11 protein-coding genes and 1 tRNA gene are annotated in these 19,169 nt (G+C 41.5%); 5 read left to right on the plus strand and 7 right to left on the minus strand.

Annotated elements, in window-relative coordinates; all coding sequences use genetic code 11:
* The first annotated feature begins 150 nt into the window (after positions 1-150).
* Positions 151-342, plus strand: a complete 192-nt coding sequence (locus C9J47_RS14875; protein WP_107254221.1) for a hypothetical protein — start codon at positions 151-153, stop codon at positions 340-342.
* Positions 335-1,918 (plus strand): SgrR family transcriptional regulator, encoded by a 1,584-nt coding sequence (locus C9J47_RS14880; protein ID WP_107254222.1) that lies wholly within the window; start codon positions 335-337, stop codon positions 1,916-1,918. Before C9J47_RS14875 ends, C9J47_RS14880 begins: the two co-directional genes overlap by 8 nt.
* A 64-nt stretch (positions 1,919-1,982) precedes the next feature.
* On the opposite strand, the gene C9J47_RS14885 is transcribed toward C9J47_RS14880, so the two are convergent.
* Positions 1,983-2,180, minus strand: a complete 198-nt coding sequence (locus C9J47_RS14885; protein ID WP_107254223.1) for a hypothetical protein — start codon at positions 2,178-2,180, stop codon at positions 1,983-1,985.
* A 394-nt stretch (positions 2,181-2,574) separates the two neighbouring features.
* Between C9J47_RS14885 and C9J47_RS14890 the strand changes: the two genes are divergently transcribed.
* Together C9J47_RS14890 and C9J47_RS14895 are read left to right on the plus strand one after the other, a co-directional pair.
* Positions 2,575-2,665: transfer RNA gene (locus C9J47_RS14890), tRNA-Ser, on the plus strand.
* A 324-nt stretch (positions 2,666-2,989) separates the two neighbouring features.
* A complete protein-coding gene (locus C9J47_RS14895; RefSeq protein WP_107254224.1) occupies positions 2,990-4,252 on the plus strand; it encodes a DEAD/DEAH box helicase in 1,263 nt (420 codons plus the stop codon).
* A 100-nt stretch (positions 4,253-4,352) separates the two neighbouring features.
* Here C9J47_RS14895 and C9J47_RS14900 read toward each other — a convergent pair whose 3' ends face one another.
* Genes C9J47_RS14900 through C9J47_RS14925 form a run of 6 tightly spaced genes read right to left on the minus strand, consistent with a single transcriptional unit; the run spans position 4,353 to position 13,446 of the window.
* Positions 4,353-6,494, minus strand: coding sequence for an ATP-binding cassette domain-containing protein (locus C9J47_RS14900; RefSeq protein WP_107254225.1), 2,142 nt, complete (start codon positions 6,492-6,494; stop codon positions 4,353-4,355).
* Positions 6,491-8,101 carry an ATP-binding cassette domain-containing protein gene (locus C9J47_RS14905; RefSeq protein ID WP_107254226.1) on the minus strand — a complete coding sequence of 537 codons (1,611 nt, stop codon included), beginning with the start codon at positions 8,099-8,101 and terminating at the stop codon, positions 6,491-6,493. The genes C9J47_RS14900 and C9J47_RS14905 overlap by 4 nt, the downstream gene beginning before the upstream one ends.
* Before the next feature lie 12 nt (positions 8,102-8,113).
* Complete coding sequence (locus tag C9J47_RS14910; RefSeq protein ID WP_107254227.1) at positions 8,114-9,574, minus strand: TolC family protein; 1,461 nt, start codon at positions 9,572-9,574, stop codon at positions 8,114-8,116.
* Positions 9,495-11,744 (minus strand): ATP-binding response regulator, encoded by a 2,250-nt coding sequence (locus C9J47_RS14915; protein WP_107254228.1) that lies wholly within the window; start codon positions 11,742-11,744, stop codon positions 9,495-9,497. Before C9J47_RS14915 ends, C9J47_RS14910 begins: the two co-directional genes overlap by 80 nt.
* A gap of 6 nt (positions 11,745-11,750) precedes the next feature.
* Complete coding sequence (locus C9J47_RS14920) at positions 11,751-13,088, minus strand: HlyD family type I secretion periplasmic adaptor subunit (protein ID WP_107254229.1); 1,338 nt, start codon at positions 13,086-13,088, stop codon at positions 11,751-11,753.
* 31 nt (positions 13,089-13,119) lie between these two features.
* Positions 13,120-13,446 (minus strand): Hpt domain-containing protein, encoded by a 327-nt coding sequence (locus tag C9J47_RS14925; RefSeq protein WP_107254230.1) that lies wholly within the window; start codon positions 13,444-13,446, stop codon positions 13,120-13,122.
* A gap of 310 nt (positions 13,447-13,756) precedes the next feature.
* Between C9J47_RS14925 and C9J47_RS14930 the strand changes: the two genes are divergently transcribed.
* A complete protein-coding gene (locus C9J47_RS14930; RefSeq protein ID WP_107254231.1) occupies positions 13,757-19,168 on the plus strand; it encodes a tandem-95 repeat protein in 5,412 nt (1,803 codons plus the stop codon).
* Position 19,169 lies beyond the last annotated feature (1 nt).

Genomic DNA, 19,169 nt, shown 5'->3' on the forward strand with positions numbered 1-19,169 from the left:
GAGATTTATAAGAGAATACGGCGATGGCTTTAATGTGTGTCGCCAACGTGTTTAGGCTAAAAGAGGAACAGTTGGAAAATTTGTTCTCTGTTTCCTTATATCAGCTACCGTTACAGTTACCTCATTGTTCTGAAGAGGTAAGTAACTATTATGTTGAGACATCATTTAGCGGTATTTTTTAAAGCAACAGCGTGTGATGAAGTACAAAGCGGTTTGCTCGCAAAAATCGTTCACATGTCGTTAGAAGAAAGAATGGCTCGTCTTGACCAAATTTATGACATTCAGCGAGCACCACTATCTCTGGCAGAGTTAGAGCGACTACATAGAGAGAAAAATGAATAATAAAAAGAAGCTAGAAACCTATGAGCTGTTATTTAAATACTTTGGACCAGGTGAATCAGAAACCACACTCGCTGATGTTGCTACTGCGTTAGGATGCACTTCCCGACATGCGCGTACCTTGTTGCAACAAATGTCGGCACTAGAATGGCTAGTGTGGCAACCAGAACCTGGGCGAGGGAAGCGTTCATTATTAGTGTGTAATCAAGAACCCATTAATGCCTGTTATCAACTGATGGAGGATGCCCTAGAAGCGGGAAAGCATGAGTCTGTATTTAAACTTGCAGGGTTTAATGATCGGCATGTATCGTCTGAACTTAAAAAATACCTGATTTCATCGACCCAATATGACAGCCAAGCTATTCGTATTCCTTTTCATCGAGAAATAAAAACACTGCACCCACATTATGCTTTTGATAGAACGGAACGGCATTTAATATTGCATGTTTTTCAGCGTTTAACAGAAGATGATTTTGGTGAAATAAAGCCATCGCTTGCCCACCATTGGGAAAGTGATGAAGAGGGAACAAATTGGACATTCTATTTGCAGTCTGGAGTGCAATACCAAGATCAAACGCCAATGAAAGTTGAAGATATTGTTCTTAGTTTACAGGTGTTAATTAATAATCCCTATTGGCGATCCTTATACGAGCATATTGAAAGCATTGATGTGCTGTCACCGGAATCTATTCGAATTTCTCTATCAAGGCCTGATTGGCACCTTGCTGCATTATTGGGGCGTTCTGAGGCATCGATAATGCCAAGCCAGTATGGTCGGCTCATAATCAATCCTGAAGCACCTGTTGGGTCTGGTTCTTTTATGATTGATATCGCGTCATCTCGATTATTTCGATTAAAAAGAAACAACAATTATTCTGGGAAATGTGCCCTAATTGAGAATATTGAATTATGGATACATCCTGACTGGGCGAAAGATAAATTGTGTAGTGAAGGTTCATTCTTTTTGGATCAGCCCGAGCAAACTTATATAACGACATGTAACGATGTTGGTTACTTTTATATGATGATTAAAAAGCCACAGTTGAGAGATAGAATAGTTAGCAAGGCTATTATCGATGTTCTTCAAGAAAAGCGGCTTATTCTCGGCGAGATTCATTACCCAATTACTTTCAGCTACGATGATAATAATGAGTGTCGCTACTATGCTCAATTACTGGATCAAGCATTAGCTAACCATCAACATGTTACATCTACTTGTGTGTCTTTTGGTGAACAACAAAAAGAGGCTGATATTAGTTTAGGGGGAATTCGAATTGAGGGTTGTAGCTTGACCAGTTTATTGGCATTTTTTTATACCTACAGTTTATGGTCACAAATTTTATCACAGCCGCTATATCAAAAATTATTGGTATTACTTCATCAGGCACAAGCGACACAAGACAAACAGCAAGCTGAAGGTGTATTACGGTCGATACTGACTTGGTTATCAGATGATCGAATCTTGACGATGATAAGGCAAGAAAGTTTTAAATTAACCGCACCACTAAAAATTCAAGGTATACGGGTGAACAATGTTGGTTGGTGTGATTTTTCAAAACTATGGGTTAAAAGTCATTAACATAACCAAAGCGCCGTATTGACGCTCTAGTTCATGATTGAATGAGATAGGGGATGGAAGTGATTTAATGGAGAAGCCCTAGTTCTCTAGCTTCTTTAATACTTAAACCGCTCTCTCGAATATCTTTTAATGCTTCGATACGTCTTCTTGCTTCAGCTTGCTGCTTCTTTGTTGAGGCAAGATTTGAAGCTGTTTCATCTTTGTAATCCCACTTAGAAGATACATCTGATATCTCTGTGTGGTCGATAGAATTGATAGACACAATTACCTCCGAAAGAAACCCTGCGTTGGATTCAACATATGTGTACCAAATGAAAATGCATGCGTTAAGTCTATAATATTGAGTTTGTGATCTAATTCGTATTTGTGAAAATAACACTAAAATTTACTATTTCTAATGTGCTTTTGGGCGTATCTTCGATTGTTCACGCTCAGTAAAAAACACGGTTCCAGATCAAGTTTTCTTTCTCGCTTATTCATCCATTATGCAACCGGTTTTAATCGCATATTCTAAGCTTATATAAGCAATTAAATTGCTTGAACTGATTGTTTTTAAAGCAGTTGATTGGTTTTTTTATTGTGATTGCTCAATTCACAATCAATCGGCTATTTAGGGGTTTACAGCTACTGTGGTTATACGTATTATTCACCGCGTTGGAGAGATGGCTGAGTGGTCGAAAGCACCGGTCTTGAAAACCGGCAAGGGTTTATAGCCCTTCTAGGGTTCAAATCCCTATCTCTCCGCCACATTTAGAAAAGGGCGCTGATTTATCAGCGCCCTTTTTGCGTTTAGCGAATGTGGTTAGAGGGATTTGTTCCAAATCCACCTAACCTAGAACACTCCACCATATTCAAAGAAGCCGCTACTTTGTTAGCGGTTTTTTTACGTCTGGGATTTACCTCGCCTAAAGTACAGTTCTTCCCTAATAAACAAGATATGACGATATAAGGTAAGCAAAACACATGAGGGTATGCCTGTTACTCTTGGTTCATGTATAATGTGATCCAAGTTCTGCTGTAAGTGCACCTAGCCTAACAGTTTGTTTATTTTTCATATACCTGAGACGTCAAATGTCATTCTCCAACCTTGGATTAAGCGACCCGATTTTAAAAGCAGTAGCCGAATTAGGCTACGAGACCCCTACGCCGATTCAAGAGAAGGCGATTCCGGTCATCTTGACGGGTAAAAACCTGATTGCAGCCGCACAGACGGGTACAGGTAAAACGGCTAGTTTTGTACTGCCTTTATTAGAAAAATTCAGTGATATGCCGCCAATACGTGCAAAGCGTATTCGTGCCCTTATTCTTGTCCCTACTCGCGAATTAGCAGTGCAGGTTGACGCGAACATTACTCAATATAGCAAGCACCTATCGCTGACTTCGTTAGCGATGTACGGTGGTGTTGACTATAAAGATCAAAAGCAACGTCTGATTGACGGTGTCGATATTCTGGTTGCAACACCAGGACGACTTCTTGATATGTACACTCAACGAGCGTTACATTTTGATGAGTTAGAAGTATTGGTTCTGGATGAAGCCGATAGAATGCTCGACATGGGCTTTATCGAAGACATCAATAAAATCCTTGAACGTTTGCCAAAAGAAAGACAAAACCTACTGTTTTCAGCAACATTGTCTGATCAAGTACGTGTTTTAGCAAAAACGGCCGTTGAGCGTCCAGTTGAGATATCGGTTTCACCTGAAAACACAACAACACCCAAAATTGACCAATGGTTGATCACTGTTGATAAAGATAAGAAATCAGCATTGTTGAGCCATATGATTAAAGAAAATGAGTGGAAGCAAGCTCTTATTTTCATTCAAACAAAGCATGGTGCCGCTAAATTAGTTAGTCAGCTTGAAAAGCGTGGTATCGCAGCTGAGGCTATTCACGGTGGCAGAAGCCAGGCTGTGCGTGAAAAACTATTGAATGATTTTAAATCGGGTGAACTTGGTTTATTGGTTGCGACAGGTATTGCTGCTCGTGGTATCGATATTGATGATCTTACACGTGTTATTAACTACGATTTGCCTGATCAAGCTGATGATTACGTTCACCGTATTGGTCGTACAGGTCGTGCTGGCGCAGCGGGTGAGGCGATTTCGTTTGTATCACGTGATGATTTCAGACACTTATGTGCGATTGAAACTCGTCTAGGTCATTTGATTGTTCGTAAAGAAATTGAAGGCTTTGTTCCTCAAAAAGAAGTGCCTGTTTCTATTTTGAATTACGTGCCTGAAACGAAAATTGCAGCAAGACGTAAGAACTTCAAGAACAAGCAGAATGGTCAAGATAAGCCACAAAGCCATGCAATACCGAAAGGTAGACGCTAAAGCGTGAAGCAAAAGGGGAGTTGATGTATATCCTAGCTCCCCTTTTTCATACACAAAGTACTTCAATTTTTGCCTCGTTCTTGCCTATATTCTATTTACCTTAATTCTTAATCGTCTGAATTACTTTGTCAGGGAAGCCAAAGTATTTTTGTGCACCATCATGATCGAGTAATAAACAGTTATTTGAGGCTGCAATATAAGACTTATCGTTAGTCGTGAAAATGACCGTCGCTTCTGCCAGTTTCTCAGTAAATAGCTTATTAATGTATTTCACGTATTCTTTTTCGCAGCCCACAAAAGGCTCATCAATAACAATGACCCCTTGATCACAGCAACCGAGGCCAAGTGCCATCCGCAATGATTGCTGCACGCCATTAGGTAATTGCTCGACATAATCTGAAGACATGTGTGTATCTAGCCCGTCGGGTAACCATGGGTGTAAGTCAAAGAAGTCGATAATTTCTTCCATCTGATGTTTCGCAATTACACCGTCATGGATGATGAAATTAGATTCCAGCGTTCCTTCAAAAATGTGCAATTCAAAGGGAATGTAGTTAATGGCTTTACGGTAGCGGAAATTATTGAACTGCTTAATATTGTAACCATCCAATAAAACACCGCCTTGATAGCGATCTTCCAATCCAGCCAAAATACTGAGAAGAGTCGTTTTTCCTGAACCTGAAATACCTGATATCGAGACTTTGTCACCAGCTTGTACGTTAAAGGCAAGGTTAGTTAATCCATTCGGTGCGCCTTGGTAGCGATGAGTAAGACTATTAACGTCGATGTTCCCTTTAAAATGTCGAATTGGCGGGCTCTTTTCTAAATGGTAACGGTCGTCATTTAGCGACATTAATGCGTTAATCTGTGTGCTAGCAGCCTTAATGGTTTTGAACTTGGTAATGGAGTTGTAGATGCCCATTATAGGTCCTAGTGCTTTCCAAACTAAGATGATGATGGCAAGCATTGCTCCTGCTTCTGTTTCCCCCGCCATTACGCCTAAGACGGCTGTGATGATACTCGCTGTACCAATGGCTTGAATTAACCCTTGCCCCATGGATTGGATTTTACCGTTGGTTATTGAAACGCCTTTGGCATCATCCAAACTCTGGTTATGTGCAGCATGAAAACGTGAACGGATAACACGCAGTAACGGTAACCCCTGAATGGTATTAATGCTGCGTAATAGCTCATTCCATTGATAAGACACCATGGCATTGGCGCGTGAACTTTTAGCTGTTGCTTGGGTGTAGATATAGCGAGAATACACGCAGAACACTAACATCAAAGCAATGCCGGCTAATACGGTAAGCGCGGCAGATCCAGAAATGATGGTAATTGCCAAAATGAAGATGATAACAAACGGCATATCAAAGTAGCTGAGTGTTGATTCTGCTGTCACCAATTTTCGCAGCTGGTCGATGTCTTTCAAACGGGCTAATTGCGATGATACCCCTGCTGATGATGTCATCGAATAGGGTAGCCATAACAGTTTGCTAATGACATTTTGGGATATATGAGTAGCAAGATCTTTACCTGATGTTGCGAGTATATTCATTCGAATACGTTTGAATCCATATTCAGCAAACGCCAGAAATATCGCTAATGCTGTTAGCCAGAATAGAGTGGTTTCAGAACCTGAGGTTAGCGCGAAGCTGTAGACTCCCATGATAAAAAATGGCTGCATAGCACCAAGCACATTGATGATCAAACTCAGTAGCACTAAACTTTTTATTTCATCGTTATAACGGTAAAACGCGTATTTTATCCAGTTAGATTTGTCTTGGGATTCTGGTGGTGGTTCTCGAAATATTTTCGAATATTCCGATATTTCACACACCGTACACGCTTCATTGGTAAGCGCATGTTCAAGCAGTACATTGTTTCGGTAGTCGAACAGCTTTGCCATGCCGTTTTCAATACCTAAAAAGATGGTGCATACATTATCGAATTCGATAAAAGCAGGTACAGAAGCATGCTCTAGCTGATGCATATTCGGGTGGCGTTGTTTTTTACATTCGTAATCTAACCGTGACAAGGTACTGGCAAAGCTGTCGATGTCTTTGTCTTGAGGAATAAAGGCATCGGTTAATATTTCGGGGGTGCCTTCCCACTGCAGCGTGACTAAAGTATAAGCGATACCTAATATGGTTGGAGAGTCACGGTAACGCTCTTTGAATTTAGCGGAACCAAAGTCGCCTAGTCGTTCTTCAGTATTGCTGAAATCGATCAATACGCTCATGCGACAACCACCTTCTTCATTAATTTATGCTTAACCAAACGGGTGTCGAGCTGCCCCAATTTGTTGCTGACGATAATGCAGATGAAGTTGTTAGATTTTGGTGCAATACATGATAATAATAAACGTCCAAACTGCTCGTCATACACCATGTCGATATCATCAATCATTAATACTGGTTTACTACTGAGTAAGGCTCGAACAACCAATAATGCGAATAATACCTGACGTGAAAATGGTAACTGAGTGTGGCTTGATATTTGGGTATAAAAGCCATTTTTCAAACCATCTATATTGTTTTTTATTGCTAAGTTTTCGCACAGAGAAAAAGCGGCATTATTCAAGTGTGGACGAAAACATGTGAGGTTATCGATGATCGACCCCTCTACTAATGTGGTATTTTTGTCGACTTTGATGATGTCATTACGCCATGTGGCATATTCAATATCAGTTAGCGGCTGTTCATTGACGTGAATCGTGATCGTATCATCGTGAGTATCCCGTGTTAGACAGCGCAGAAGGTGACTTTTCCCCGTTCCGCTCGCGCCTGTGAAGAGGTGAATATTTCCTTTAGCAAGTTCAAAATTTTGTGAGGGCGTAACTTCACCTATTGGTTGAATGCTGAGCGTAAGGCTATTCACGGGTTGTAGGGGGATATCTTTATTGGCTGTGGCTTCTAATTCCAGCAGTTCACAAATACGCTCAATGTGCATTTGGTTTACCCGCCAGCGGCTCAGAGTTCTCATTACTTGCTGGTAAGGGGCAAAGTAGCGATTGGTGAGAAGAATTACGGCAGCCATAACCCCTTGGCTAATTTCTAGGTTGATAACAGCACGTGCGCAAAGCACCACGACTAAGGCGACGGAAAGTTGCTGAATTAAGTTTAAGGTGAGGTTAAAAGATGATTCAAGACGTTCGTATTCAATGCTTTGGGTTTCACGTTCGCCAATCATTTCGACCATCACACTTTCTACACGGTATTCCATGGTACGGCTTTTAATATCTAACGGATTAGAGACAATCTCGATGATCTTGGAATTGGTTAACCCTTCGATATCAGATCGTTGTGATAAAACATCGACTCGCTTTTGAGCAAGAAAGCGCGCAGTCACAAATAAAATGCTTGAAGCGATGATAAGGGCTAAGCCTGCCCACATATTGATCAAAAAGATGATCAATACGGTTATAGCACTAGTACCACCGTTGATCAGCGCTTTGATCGATTCCCCGCCGAAAAACTGTTTAATATCTGGGATCGTCGAAATACGTTCGAGGTATTCTCCCATTTCCAGACGGTTAAAACGTTCAATATTGGCGGCACAAATAGCAAGAAAGACACTGTTGGTAAGCTGGCTTTCAAACCGCTTCATAATGATAGAGACCAAGTATTCTTCTTGGCGTTTTAACTGATAGTCGATAAAGATGGCTGACAGAATAACGGCAAACAACAACATCAACGAGTTGGTGGATTGATTTGGTAAAATACGGTCAAAAATAATCAAAATAGAAAAAGGCAGTACCAAACCGAGCAGCGTGGTCATGATAGTAGAAAATACCAAGTAAACTTTATCTATTGGATTGATCTTTCGAGTAAATAAATGACTTTTCATTGTTTACTCCTTTTATTGAACCAAAAGATGTAGCGGAATAGGGGAGTCGGTTTTCCTATCGCTAATGGGGGACATTTGTTCGGCTATTTTCCCTATCGTATTCATATTCAAGTTGCCAATCAGTTCGTTCAGTTGTACTAAATTAATGATGTAGTCGTAACGGGCACTTTCATAATCTCGGATGCTGCTAAACAGCTTACTTTCAGCGGAAAGGAGATCGGTGATGGTACGTGTTCCCAATTTATGGGCTTTTTGAATGCCATTATAAGAGGCGTAATTGGCTTGAATAATGGTTTTAAAGCTGGTTAACGACGCGGAATAGTCATTAATGTTGTAGATGAATTCATCGAACTGCCGCTGGCTTTGATCTTTACTGTCTTGTAAGTCAATTTCGGTGCGCTCTATGTCGACTTTGTTTTGTTCATAGCGATAGTAATCACGACCGCCATTTAAAATTGGCACATCGAGCGTTAGGGTGTAAACAGCTTCTTCTGTCACACCATTCTCGGGGAATATTGTGGCTGAGGCATCATTGGTATCATCATAGGTATAACCGATACTGCCTGTAAGTGAAGGTACAAAAGTGGCCCTCGTTTCTTTTAGAGTTTGTCTGCTTTTTTTGACTTGCTGCTGAGCGATAAGTAAGTCATAACCCGAGGAATACAAGATATCGTTTAAGCGACGCTCTCGATCTAAAGGGATTTCGGTGAATTCTATTGTTGATTGCAGATCATAGTCGGGATTCAAAGGTCGCTGAACAATCGTTTCAAGCTGAGTCAGTATGACTTTTTGATCTTTTTTCAAAGTGCGTAGCGTGTTTGCAGTGCCTTCTTTTTGGGCTAATACTTCGTACTTTTCAGTGCCTGCCACATTCCCAAGTTCGACATTACGCGTTATTAATTTTAAACGTGAGATTGAAGAATTTAACTCTGCCTGGGTCGCGCGAATTTGGGCGCTACTTTTCAAGTATTCAAAATAGGTTGTGGATACATCTCGGATGATGGATTGACGCGTTTGTGCTGTTTTTAGGGTTTCGATATCAATATTAATGCGAGTGTTGGTGTGTGAATAAATATCACCCAAATTAAATAAAGTTTGTGACAAGGAAACGTTAACGCCGTGGTTGTTATAGCTGTTGTCGGTGTTAGATCCCGATGCTTGATGTGTCGTACCATCATTCCAATTGGTATTGGCTGAAACATTTAACGAAGGAAGAAATTTTCCACGGTTAATATCGAGATCATATTGTGAGGAGCGTAAGCCAGTTTCAGCACTGTTGAGTGACAAGTTTTCTTGTAAGGCTATATCGACCACTTCCAATAAATTGGCAGCAGAGGCTGTTAGAGGTAGTGAGCCCCCTAATAATAAAGCACATGACACTGCTGTTGAAACGCTAGCAGATTTTTTTAATTGCCATGTATTTTTTAATAACTCTAATGATTTCATCACTTTTATACGGCTTGCTGATGACATAGTCCATCCCTGCTTCAATACATGACTTGTGTTCTGTTGCACTGGTAAGTGCAGTTGCACCAATAATGGTGGCGGGTTGGTTGATATCCTTTTCCTGTTCTCGCTGGCGAATTAATTTTGTGGCTTCTAGCCCTCCCATACCTGGCATAATGCAGTCCATGAAGACGATGTCGGCACTGTGATCTTTCATGTATTCGACAGCTTGTGCACCATCGCTAACGGTATGGGATTCATAGCCTTGTTTGCTGAGTAGCTTTTTCAATAAGAACTGCTGTACGCGATCATCTTCAACAATCAGGAAAGTGCTTTGAGTTTGTGTATTGGTTTCTTCAGTTTCTTTAAGCGCTTCTGATAAGTTAGGAATGAACTCATACGGTATTAGTGGGGTATAGAAAACGCGATCAACATATGCATGGGTATCTTGTACCGTGCTTGATTCTGATGCTGCTAAGAATAATTTTGTTTTAGCCGATTTTTTCAGGCGTGAATGCAGTGTCTTACAGAAAGATTTTAGCTGAATCCCTTTTAGCGCATCGGTGATAATAATGGCATCGTAATTGCCAATAACAGGTAATGATTGGAAGATGTCATTGGCGGCGCGAATTACCTCAACTGTTGCACCATATTGAATTAAAATACGTGACATGATGTCGATTTGTAGTGGGGAATCGGTACAAATCATAATGTGTTTATTTTCAAGCGAACGTTCAACGCGATAAAAACTCTTTGGCGTGATATCAATGGCAATATGCAGCTGCTGAAAAGGCTGTACTGGTAAGTCGTCGTGATGTGTTTCTGATGCTTGAAACCATAAGGATTTAAATCGACTAACCTTGGTTAAAATAGCTTTAGACCATTCATCATTAATGCCGCTTTTCTCTTCGACAGAATCCCATGATGTACCTTGGATTCTGGCAAGATCCACGTTATCGGTTGGCAAGAATAAAATTTCAAAGATTAAACGGGTTTGCTCAACGTCTTCTGCCGCTTCAGTGCGGATCCTCAGTAAAATGTGTTTTTCATTTTGTACCGATATAGCGTTAGAGAGTTGTAAGAATAGAACCCAAAATAAGCTGGTGGAATTACCTTCTATTACTTCTGGTAAGTTATCACCTAAGCTGCATTCTAGGGTGCGTTGTGATTGCTGTGTTTTGGCCGTTAAGTGCACAATCAATTCAGACATGAAAGGTAAAAAAGACACATTGCCAGTTTGAACCTTATTACCACCAGAAATTAATCGATTATAGTTATCAGCAAGGTCGGATAAGGTATTTGTTGCCAGCGTAATATCACGTGCCATTACGGCACCATTCTCGCCAGCATCTTGTGCCATTAAGCGTACCCCACCTTGAATAGTGTTTGTCATACCGCGAATTTCATACCCAATAAGGGCATAAAGTTGGCGGTATAAATCGGCGTTACGTTTTTGAAATTCAATATCTTGATACATTGATGACAGGTTGGCGAAGATGCGTCTTTCTGTTGGTGTTGTTTCGAGGTTATTAAGCCGTGCCTGAATACCTTTGGCATCGATGTTTTCAAGCTGAGTGGCAAGCTGTTCAACATCTCGATGGGTGTGAGTATTGCGCTTGTTCACCAGCTTTCTACGAGATGTTTGCATGAATACGAGAACAATAGCCATGCAGGTACTGAGTGCGAAAATCAGAAGAGCTTGATAAAAAAGTTGTTGCTGCGCATTGTAGTAATCGGCTTCAACAATATTGATGAGATTCTGATGAGCTGCTTGTAGTGCAACATAGCTGTTGAGTAACGATTGTTGAAAGGTAGTGATATCCCCCTTAGCCAGATATTTATCAATCGATACTTGCAGCTGCGGGTGCACCACATTTCCTACTAAACTGACTTTAGACTTTTCAATAGAAGCAAGGTGCTCAAAATTAGTGATTTGTTGACGTAGTTCGCTAATCGGCAAACCAATGCGGGGGGAACTGGGTACACATTGTGTATTCTCACAACCGATGACTATTTGCATTAATGCTTCCGTCTTACTCACTAATGCTGCTGAACTTTGCAGTAAATTCGACTGCAGGCTGGTGGTGTAATCGACGTTATTATTCAGCCAACGCCAACCAACTAGAGTTTGCGCGAGTATAAACCCTACAAGTAAGACGAATGAGATCCCAGTGATTGTATTCTTCGATGTATTCACAAGTTTTCACCTCTCATCAAATGCGTCTTCCATGGCACTCATTACCGGTTTTAATGCGTAATCAATGGCGTAGCGTGAACCGGTTTTAATGTCGGCAGTGAACTCCATGTAGGGTGATAAAGTGTATTTTGCGCCAGACTTTTCAAGAAAACCTTGCTGAATCGTGATTTTTGCAATATAGAATTCATTTTCTTCTTCTTCGTATGATGAACGACTGATCGAGTTAATCGTGCCTGAAACAAACCCATATTTGGCAAAATTATAGGTATCAAACTTCAATTTCACTTCTTGGCCAATCTCAACAAACCCCATGTCTTTCTTTGGGATTTTTGCTTCGCCGTGCAGGGTGTTTTTGATTGGTGAAATGTCAGCAATACTTTCGTTAGGAGGAATAACCGCTGATTTAAAATTGAAATGGACTTTGTCTACCACGCCATCAACAGGCGAATATACCGTTAAGCGTTCAACTTTGTCGGTATGTTGTGGTAGTTGCGCTTTTTTCAACGAGAGATCTTTTTCAAGTTGGTTTATTTGTGTTTGGTATTCGGCATTACGGCTGGCTATGGTGTCGTTAAGTTGTTTTTCCAGTCGTGCAGATTGAAACTGCTCGTTCATTATGGCTTCATTGAGGTTTTCGATTTCTCGTAACATGTTTGTTTCTTGTACTTGCATATTGAGTACATCGATGTAAGACGCCATTTCCTCTTTATAAAGGGTCTCTTTGATTGAGAGCTGTTTTTTGATTAACCCTAATTGCTTACGTGAACTGTTAATACGGTTTTTCATTGAGGCAATAAGGCGTTTTTTATGCTCAATATCGAGGCTCATAAGTTCTTGGTTTGAGATGTTTTTTTGAAATTCTTTTTGCCATGACTCAGTATTTTGTGTGATTAACTCGGGATAAGTTCTGAATGATGAAAAATCAGGCAGGGTTTGGTTAATCAGCCCTAAATAACGGATGATTTCAATTTCTAACCCAACGATATCTAACGTCGCAGATTCGAGTTGTGTATTACGGTCGACCGATTTAAGCCGTGCGATGGGTTGGCCTGCATAAACATAATCGCCTGTTTTGACTAAGAGTGCGTCAAGAATGCCGCCTTCTAAGTGCTGTACACGCTCGATGTCTGAATCGAGCAGCATTTCACCGCGCGATGATACAACTATGTCAATTTGGGCTTGCGAAGCTAATACGATGAGTAACAGAAAAGCGGCAAACAAAAAGAGCAACGACTTATGCACGGTTGTCATTGCGCTCTTGATATAGAGGTTATTTTCTATCTCTATATCATCATTGTGTTTAGATTCCACTAACGCTTTTTTTATGTGCTTTTCTATGCCCATTGCATCGCCTCCTTGAAACAATGACCATCTACTATACCGTTAACGTTAGAACTTGTTGGTTAACTCTAGCCACTTCTTCTAAGGCTTCATCCAGAAGTTGTACATCAGGTTTTTTACCGTGCTTACATAAGTTCTCGATGATTTCCAGTTGTAGTGTGGCTTTCTCTTCACAAAGAGTCAGTAATACGCCTCTAAGGGAATGTATGGTATGAAATAAGCCATCAAGGTCTTGGTTAGCATATTGACTTTGTATCACACGTATATCATCACCGTGTTCTTCGTTATAAAGCTCTATGATCATTTCAATCATGTCGCTGTCGTCCCCCATAGAGGTACTGAAATCCGTGTAATTTATCATTATATGTCTCCCTCTTTCTTTCCTAATTGAAACGTCATACTTAGAATATAAATGGTTCTCTAACAATAATGTATGGTCTAGGTTTGACTATATATCAAGACAAAATTTCAATTATTGAATTTTCATTATTCAAACGATATTTCATATGTAATACAGCCATTTTATTGGTGTTAAGTGTGCGTAATATCACTATTTTTCACTTAAAAATTAATCGAGCATCAATATATTTGCCAAACCATTTCTGTTGTTCTTAGGTATATAAAGGAAAGTTTTTTTGTACGTAAATGACGGCATTGTATGGAGGTCTCTAATGGCGAAAAATAAAGGCGGGAAGCATCATGATAAAAAGAATGATGACAACAATGAATTGAATGATGCTGTCGAGAATATTGCCACGCCAGATGAAGGAACAGGTGACCACCGTGGGCATGATAGACAGAACTTACAAAGTACTGTTGTTGCTGCCACTGCGACTGGTGCTGAGTCATCAGATTTAGCTGATGAAATAAATGCAGCAATGAATGAAAACCCTTCAGGAGCAGGTCGAGCAGGAGGAGGGGGGCAACGTCGGGCAGAAGAACGCAATGCTAACGATGATGATACATCACAAGGGCAAGGTAGTAACAAAGCAGTACAAGAGCCAATAGATAATGGTCGCGATAATAATGAAAATAATGTAGCAGGTGGAAGTGAACCACAATCTGTTGGTGGTAATACGTCACAAGATTCGCCATCTGGCAGCGGTAATGACACGCCTCAATCAAAAGCGGATATAAGCTCTGAGCAACAGAATGCTGGAGGTGCCAGTGGTGGTCGAGGAGGACAAGCCCGAAACCAAGAGTTCGATACGGCAACAACCAGTGAAACGTTTGAGGTTGATGTTGCAGATGCAACTGCTGCTGATTTATCTGTTGAAGATGAATTTGATACTAAAAGCACGTCAGAAACAATAGAAATCCAAGTTGATAACGTGAACGACGAAGTCGTTATTGATGATGAAATTGCACCCATGTTCGATGGTGTCGAAGATACACAGATCGTACTCACCGAAGCTGAACTATTGGCAAATGCGAGCGATGTTGATGGTGATGATTTAAATGTTGAAAATTTAAGTATTGAGAATGCGACGTTTGAAATTGAGATTGATCCAGAAACGAGCGAAAAATCATTTGTTGTTACGCCAAATGAAAATATAAACGGAGAGTTGAAAGTAACGTTCGATGTATCCGATCAAAACGGTAGTCTTGTATCCTCTGATAGTACATTGACTGTTGCGGCAGTGAATGATGCTGCGGTTGTTGATGATCAAACCTTCACCATGAATGAAGACGGCACCATTACTTTTACCGATGAGCAGTTATTACGGAATGCTTCGGATGTCGATCAGGATGATTTAACCGTCGATTCTGTGACATACGGTGGAGCTGATGGTGTATTCACTGATCACGGTGATGGTACGTATACCTTTGCACCGAATGAGAATTTCAATGGTGACGTCGATCTTAGTTTTACTGTTAGCGATGGCACAGCCTTAACCCCAGCGAATATTGATATTCAGGTGGAGGCGGTTAACGATCCCCCTGTCGCAGGCTCTACCTCTTACTCTGTTAACGAAGACGGTATTCTCACTTTTACTGATGCCCAATTACTTGCTAATTCAAGTGATGTGGAAGGCGAGGTCAGTATTGATGCTGTTACGTATTCAGGCACTGATGGGATACTGACTGATCATGGTGATGGTAATTACTCTTTTGCTCCGAACCCTAGTTTTGATGGTGATGTCGCTTTTGATGTCGCAGTAAAAGATCAAGAGGGTACGACCGCGACAACTACTGCTGAGGTTGATGTTGTTGCTGTGAACGATACGCCAGTCGTAGCCGGAAACGTGGCTTACAACGTAAATGAAGATGGCACGATTACGCTGACGCAAGAACAGTTATTGATGCATGCATCAGACGTAGACGGTGATGATTTAACAGCAATCAACCTAGAGCTAGAAGCCTTCGGCTCAGTTGAAAAGCATGAAGATGGTTCGTTTACCATTAGGCCTGCAGAAAACTTCAATGGTGATTTACAGTTAACATTCGATGTGACTGATGGTCAAGAAACGGTGTCTACAGGGCTAGATTTAACCGTTAATCCGGTTAATGATCCGGTTGTTGCACAAGATGACAGTAGCCTTGATGGTATGGATCCGCTTATTCGTTTAGATGCCGCACCAGAACATGGTTCGGTACAGTATCTGGATGAAGACGGTGAATGGGCTGATATGGTCATTGGCTTAACATACCCAGCTGATACTCAAGTACAGTTTACCCCTAATACCGAAGAGATTCAGTCTGATACGCGAGATATACGTGTCGGTAGCTTTGACAGTGATACGTCAACGCGTATTTTTGATGGTACTGCCACAGTAGAAGACTGGGGCACCGTCGATGGTGATACTGCGGTCTATGTTGAAGACGACGTTACTATTACGACTCAAGTCAATACGGGAGAGTTGGCTGCATGGAATGGCGCAGGAACTCATAAAGGAGCCGGAATTGGTAACGAAAGCCGCAATGGTTTAGATACCAATGAAATGCTAACAGTAACTGTTGAAGGGGAAGATGTTAATCAGATCACTTTCCAGCTTGACGGCTTGGGAGGGTATTTTGATGAAACCAGCAGCCATGCAACAGAAGTGACTATCAAGGCTTTTGATGCTGATGGCAATTTGATTGATGCGCAAGGCGGGTATCGAGATTCTGGCGAATATCAAGATACGTACGCGTTTACGACAGATGTCCCTGTTCATCACTTCACACTTGGTACAACAGGCAGCAACGGTACGTACGTTGTTCAAAACATGACGGTGTCACGCACCATGTCTGAAGAAATTCAGATGACGACGATTCAGTCAGACGGTAGCGAAATCAGTCACTCCTTAAACCTCGACCTTAACCACAGCACTGCTGATCAAACGTTGAATATCACCGAACAGTTAGTTGACGTCAATGAAGCGATTACATCTCGTACTATTGAAGTGGAAGAAGACGGTCAGCTTGTTATTCAGGCTGCAGACTTACTGCTTAACGACAGTGATGCCGATGGCGACACTTTGTCTATCTCTGCAGTTGAAGCGACAGAGGCCACACATGGTGAAGTATCACTAGGTGACGATGGTAATGTAGTCTTTACCCCTGACGCTGATTATAACGGACCTGCTTCTTTTTCTTATACCATAACTGATGGTAATGGCTCTTACGATACGGCAACGGTATCGGTAAACGTGACTCCAACTGATGATCTTCCTGTTGCACCAAGCCTGAGTTTTGATGTTGATGAAGATCAGGTACTGGTGATTGATCCTGCTTATATTTTAAGCCAAGCCAGTGATGGTGATGGCGATCAACTCTCGTTAGAAAGCTTGTCGCTGAAACAACCCCAGAATGGCAGCCTACAGTTACAACAAGATGGTATGTACCACCTCATCACACCGCCTGACTTTAATGGTTTAATCAAGTTAGATTACCAAATTTCAGATGGTAACAATGTGGTCGATGGCGGTATGAAAGTCGATGTGTTACCTGTTAATGATGCACCGTTTAATGGCGGTAATGCGCATTTAACCACTTATGAAGAAGGTGCTTTCACCTTTAATGCCAATGATATGTTGGATTTGTTTGGTGATATTGATGGAGATAATTTAGTCATCTCACGCATCATTAATACTGACGGTGATGAAAGTGGAACGATTGAAGATAATGAAGACGGAACATGGACATTTACCCCAACAGATGATTATGCAGGAATAACTGAACTGCAAATAGAAGTGAGTGACCCTGATGGGTTAACCACAATGCTAACCATGCCTGTTTTTGTCCGCCCTGTTGCTGATGGTGCCGTGATAACAACAGATCATGATGGACCACTTGTTTTTGATGAAGATACCACGGGTTTACTGGGGTTGAATGTCGATATGATCGACTCATCAGAAGTGTTAAGCCATTTAGTTATTACTGGTTTCCCTGTCGGATTTGAAGTGTCTGATGGTGTACATTCTGTGATGATCACAGAACCAGGACAAATTGTTGATGTTACCGAATGGAGTTTTAATGATCTTTCGATTACTCCACCACAAGACTTTTCTGGTAACTTCTTCATTACTGTGTCGGCAACGACTGCAGATTATGGTGAAACCGCATCAAGCCAAATAACCCAACCGACAGATACCTATGCAGATTTCGATGTGGCTGAAAGTGGGGCGTTAACTCTTACCACTGCCGATCTTTTAGCGATGGTTGATGATATTGAAACCTCACCTTCAGGTGAAATACACGGTGTACACCTTATTGATCGCAGCCAAGGGGAACTGGTTGATAACGAAGATGGTACATGGTTATTTACTCCAGCTGATGGGGTAGGCGGTAACGTTGATTTTGCTTATCAAGTAAATCATGACGGTGAAAGTAGTGATGTACAAAGCTCTATTGCTGTTAATGAAGCCGATGAGGCTGACTCAAATACAGCTCTGATAAATACAGCTCCAAGCGTTGATGCTGTTGTAACAACAGAAATAGAAGCCGGAAACACGCTAACGTTTAATGATGGTGATATGTTGGCACAGTTGTCTGATGCACAAGGGGATACGCTTAGTATCGAATCCGTGCAACTAATTACAGGTCAAGGTGTGTTAGAAACTAACAGTGAGGGAGAGTATACGTTTGTTCCCGCAGAAGGGTACACCGGTGAAGCGCATATTGCATTTGTTGCCACCGATGGTGAAGAGAGTGTTCGAGGTCACTTCACGGTTGATATCAATGAAGCAGAAGACGATTCTTCCCAACAAAACAGTGATTTCATGCTGGATGAATTCGGTGCCTTACATTTAGCTGAAAGCGATATTCTCACTGCGCTGAACCTTGAACCATCATTGGATGTTACGTCGATAGATTACAATGGTGATGATGGTGCTTTGGTCGAGAATGGTGACGGTAATTGGGTGTTCTGGACTGATGATGACTTTAATGGTCTGTTGGAACTCGATGTTAGCACAACTGATGGTGATAGTGCAGCGATGCATTCGTTACAACTTAATGTGGCAGAATACGAAGATCCTGAAGCCTCTTCGCCAACAGAGCGTCAAGCTGATGAAGCTTCTGCGCAAGAAAATCATGACATACAGACTGTTACGTTAGATGCACAAGCAGCGCAAGATAACGATGTTACCAACGATAGCGAGGCTGATATAACGGCAGCCCCAGGTAGTACGGTACGGATTGATATTCCTGATGATGTGACAGCTAACCCAGATGTTGAGCAAGTTGAAATCAGTCACCTGCCAGAAGGGGCGACCATTTCAAACGGCATTTTGAATGATGACGGCTCGTATACGATCAGCGGTAACTTATCTCGCCCAGTGAAAATAGAACTTGCTGATGAAAATGAAGGAAAAGAAGAGATTACGTTCGAAGGGCAGTCAGAGATTGGTACACCGATTGAAGGTGCGACTGGCATGGTAACGATTGAAGTGGATGATGACCATGCTATGCACTCGGGACATCGAGGCAATGATAATTCACGCGGTATGCATGATGAAGACGACTCAAAGGGAGACTGGATGCAGGGCGATAACCGAGACCAAGGCGTTGATGTTATGGATGACAGTGCATCGTATGAAAACGATGAACATACAGCTCAACAAGATGATTCTAACGTAATGGACGACAATTACTCATAGC

The sequence above is a fragment of the Photobacterium indicum genome, from assembly GCF_003026215.1.
GTDB lineage: Bacteria > Pseudomonadota > Gammaproteobacteria > Enterobacterales > Vibrionaceae > Photobacterium > Photobacterium indicum.